This is a genomic window from Hydrogenophaga sp. (assembly GCF_050182545.1).
Taxonomy (GTDB): domain Bacteria; phylum Pseudomonadota; class Gammaproteobacteria; order Burkholderiales; family Burkholderiaceae_C; genus Hydrogenophaga.
Genome location: NZ_JBFXCD010000038.1, coordinates 1 through 4,126, shown reverse-complemented (window position 1 = coordinate 4,126; position 4,126 = coordinate 1). Strand labels below are relative to the sequence as shown.

4 protein-coding genes and 1 pseudogene are annotated in these 4,126 nt (G+C 65.5%); all 5 read left to right on the top strand.

What is annotated here, in order from left to right:
* Positions 1 to 671 (top strand): annotated as a pseudogene (locus AB7P10_RS20005) (hypothetical protein); the annotation flags it as partial.
* Between the two features lie 24 nt (positions 672 to 695).
* Complete coding sequence (locus AB7P10_RS20000) at positions 696 to 1,652, top strand: glycosyltransferase (RefSeq protein WP_428295598.1); 957 nt, start codon at positions 696 to 698, stop codon at positions 1,650 to 1,652.
* Complete coding sequence (locus tag AB7P10_RS19995) at positions 1,649 to 2,572, top strand: glycosyltransferase family 2 protein (RefSeq protein ID WP_428295597.1); 924 nt, start codon at positions 1,649 to 1,651, stop codon at positions 2,570 to 2,572. The genes AB7P10_RS20000 and AB7P10_RS19995 overlap by 4 nt, the downstream gene beginning before the upstream one ends.
* 164 nt (positions 2,573 to 2,736) lie before the next feature.
* Entirely contained in the window at positions 2,737 to 3,501 is a 765-nt protein-coding gene (locus AB7P10_RS19990; protein ID WP_428295596.1) for a polysaccharide pyruvyl transferase family protein, read from the top strand.
* A gap of 174 nt (positions 3,502 to 3,675) precedes the next feature.
* The coding region (locus AB7P10_RS19985) for a glycosyltransferase family 2 protein (protein WP_428295595.1) at positions 3,676 to 4,126 on the top strand (451 nt) is incomplete at its 3' end.

Here is a 4,126-nt window from a genome sequence, read left to right as displayed (position 1 = left end):
TGCACCGGGAGGGCAAACCCCTGGCCGCCGATTTCCGCCACGGCGCCGAGTGCATGCTGGGCGTGTCCTGGCCGATTTTTGCCGGTCTTGCCTTGTTTGCCGAGCCGCTGATCCGCCTGCTGTACGGACCGCAGTGGGGGCAGGCGGCGGCCCTGGTGCCGGTGCTGTGCGTCAGCGCCAGCATAGGCAACCTGCTGCCGCTGAGCCATCCGCTGCTGATGGCCACCGGGCGCATCGACAAGGCGCTGCAGCAAATTGCCCTGCAGACGGCGCTGGTGGCGGTATTCCAGGTCGTCTTCTCGCGCTACGGGCTCGAAGTCTTGGTGCGCGCCGGCGTCGGGCTGGGACTGATCATGCTTGCGTGGCGCTACGTCACCCTGCGCGGCTGGGCGTTGCTGCCGGGCGTGCTGACGGCCATGGCCGTGCGCGGCGCGCTGGTCACGGCGTGCGCCATGGTCGGGCCGCTGCTGGTCCGGCTGGCGTTTGGTGCGCAGCCGGCGCAGCCCCTGCTGCCGCTGCTGCTGGCGGCGGCCACGGCCGCGCCGGGCTGGCTGCTGGGGCTGGTGCTCACGGGTCATCCGCTGGCCGGCGAGGCGGCGCGGTTGCTCGCGCGCGTGCACCCGCGGCTGCCGGTGGGCTGGATGTTGAAGCGGGTCGGCGCCAATGGTTGAGCGCAGGAAAACCGGCCGCCGCTCATGCTGACCGTGCTGTTCGCCAGCCGCAACGGCGCTGGGCGCCTGCCACGCGTGCTGGCCGCTTTCGAGCGGCTCGCCGCGCCCGCCGGCGGCTGGAAGCTGGTGGCGGTGGAAAACGCCAGCACCGACGACACGGCCGACGTGTTGCGCGGTTTCGAGGGCCGATTGCCGCTCACCGTGCTGAACCAGCCCAGACCAGGCAAGAACGCAGCCCTCAACCTGGGGCTGACCGTCGCGGAAGGCGATCTGGTGATTCTGACCGACGACGACGTGCTGCCGGCCCCCGACTGGCTGCTGTGCCTGCGCGCGGCGGCGGACGACAACCCGGCCTTCGACCTGTTCGCCGGGCGCATCGTGCCGCGCTTCGAAGTCGAGCCACCCGACTGGCTGCTGCACTGGGCGCCACTGGATATCGCCTATGCGGCCCACCCGGCCGGCCTGCCTGCGGGGCCGGTCGACCCCGGCATGGTGTGGGGCCCCAGCATGGCCGTGCGCCGGCGTGTGTTCGACTCGGGACACCGGTTCGACGAGCACGTGGGACCAACCGCCGGTTCCTACGCCATGGGCAGCGAGACGGAGTTCACCCAGCGCGTGGCCTTGGCCGGCCACGCCAGTTGGTATTGCCCCGAGGCGGTGGTGGAACACCTGGTGCGGGCCGAGCAGATGACCGAGTTGTGGCTGTGTGGGCGCGCGCTGCGCTACGGGCGCGGCGCCCTGCTGCGGGAGCTGGCGCAGGGCCTGCATGCCGGCCCGCGCCTGGCGGGCGTGCCGCGCAGCCTGTATGCGGACCTGCTCAAGGCCGGTTACGCCGCCGCGCGTGCCCGGGTGAGCGGCGATGTCCGCTGGCGGCTGCACGCGCGCCTGCGCTGGCACGAGGCGCGCGGCCGCCTGGCACAGGCACGAGCGCTGGCAAGGGCCGGCTGGCCGGCGGCGGGCACGCGCGGAGCGGGCGCATGAGCCCCCGCGCCGCCATCGTGATCCCCAGCTACGGCCGGCCGGACCTGCTGCGTCGCACGCTGCAAAGCCTGGTGGACGCGCAGTGGCCGCCGTCCTTCACCGGCGTGTGGGTGGTGGAAAACGGCCCGCAAACCGGTCTTGAAGCCCTGTGCGCGGAATTCGCCGCGCGCCTGCCGCTGCATTACGTGCACGAGCCCTTACTTGGATCCTCCGCGGCGCGCAACGCCGGTGCGCGCGCCTGCGACGGCGATGTGATCCTGTTTCTGGACAACGACGTGCGCGTGGAACCGGTTGCCTTGCACGCCTACGCAGAGGCTTTTGCTGACTATCCGCAGGCCGGCGCTTTCGGCGGCCCCCTGCAACCGGAATACGAAACGCCCCCGCTCGATTGGCTCGTGCCATATCTGCCGTGGTCCGTCGTTGGAGTGGACTACGGCCCAAGGAATCGGCCGCTGGATGAAGCGTGGCTGATGGGAGCTAATCACGCTGTCACCCATGAAGCGTTACAGGACGCCGGTTGGTATGACGCTGTGGATGCTGTGGGAAAGCGCGGCGGTGTGGGCGAGGAGACGCGTCTTCAGGAGCGCATCCTCGCCGGCGGGCGCCCCTTGGTGTACGTGGCCGGCGGCCTGGTGTGGCACCACGTACCGGCCAGCCACTGCAGCCCGCAGTGGGCGCTGGCGCGGGTGTTCCGGCACGGCCTGACGCGCGGCCTGCTGGACCCGCCGCGCGGTCGATATCGGCTGGCTGGCGCACCGCTGTGGGCCTGGCAGCGCTGGCTGCGGCTTAGCCTGCGCGCGCTGGCGCGCCGTCTTTGTCGCGAATCGCTGGAACAGCGCTTCGCGCTGGAGTACGAGCGAGCGGAATGGGCGGGGGTCATTGCTGGTTGCCGCAAAACAGGGGGAGAGCATGTTTTGTGATATGCCAGCACGGGGTTCTCACTTTTTGGGCTTGAGGTGGCGTGGTTCGCGACTCACGTGTTTCACGTCGTTCCCGCGCGATTTATTGGGCTCTGGGTCGCTCGTGGGAGTCGTCGGGTTATCGCGTGGAATTTTTTCATCTAACCTAGAAAGAGTCTGGCCGCATGATTAGGTTGTATTGGTACAATAAAAAGCCCAACTTTGGAGATCAGCTTTCACCGGTTCTATGTCGGATGCTTTCTGGGCAGGATGTCGAATACACGGGTAATTTTGAATTGTGTGATCTTGTTGCTATAGGTAGCGTGCTGGAGCACTTAAGTAATTCTGCGTTCAGCGGTATTGTTTGGGGGGCGGGCTTCATAGCGAAGAATTCAAATTTTGAGTTGAAGTCCCGCCCTTCCTTCAGGGCGGTCCGTGGCGAGCTTACGGCGAAAAGGTTAGCACTCGGCAAAGAGGTTGTTCTTGGAGACCCCGGCTTGCTGGCCCATATTTTGGCCCCAAATGTCCGTCAATCCACCGAGCTTGGTATTATTCCGCATTTCGTCGACAATAAAAACAAGAAAATATCTTGGATTGCTGCCAATCGCGACAATGTCAAATTAATTGACATACAGGCTGGCATTGACTTCGTGATTAAGGAAGTGTCTGATTGTCGCTACATTGTTGCGTCTTGTCTTCATGGCCTCATTTTGGCTGATGCATTAGGTATTCCGAATGCATGGGTGCGGCTGTCGGATAAAGTGATCGGCGACGGTTTCAAGTTTAGAGATTACTATTCTGTCTATGGGATCCATGACCCCAAGCCTATTCCCTTGCGCTGGTGGGATTCGGCGAAGAGCATTAAGAAAAAAATCGGTTCGTGCCGTCGCCCCAACGTTGTCAGCTTGCAGCAGAGACTGCGCGAGTCGTTTCCCTATCTTAACGTTTGAGTTTATGGTCTCAACGTTCAGCCTTTCTTATGTCGGCGCCTCCCGGGTATGGGGATGCTTTCATCAAAATCTGGATTGCTCGGCGGAACAACACCAAACCAGGGTTGCCCTTGCCGGAAACGACACTGGAGCTAAGTGGTTGGCGCAAATTCACCCCATTGCCGCGGGACCGCTATGGACCTGAGCGTCCTCATCCCCTGCCACAACGCCGCTCCGTACGTCGGCCAGGCGGTGGCGTCGGTACTGGAGCAGGTTGGCCTGCCCGACGGCTTCGAGTTGGAAATCGTCATCGCCGACGACCGCAGCGACGACGACACGCCGGCGGTGCTGGCCGAGCTGGCGCAGCGCCATCCGCAGGTGCGGGTGGTGGCCAACGACGGCGCGCGTGGACCGGGCCCGGCGCGCAACTGCGCGGCCAGGCACGCGCGCGGGCGCTGGCTGACGTTTCTGGACGCGGACGACTGGTGGCTGCCGGGTTTTCTGGCCAGCGGCCTGGCTCTGATCGCGGCCAATCCGGACGCGCAGTGGGTGGCGGGCGGCTACCACATCGTCTACGACCCCGGCACGCAGCAGCCGGGCCGGGTGGTGGAGATTGCCTTTGCCGAGGATGCGGACATCCTGGCCG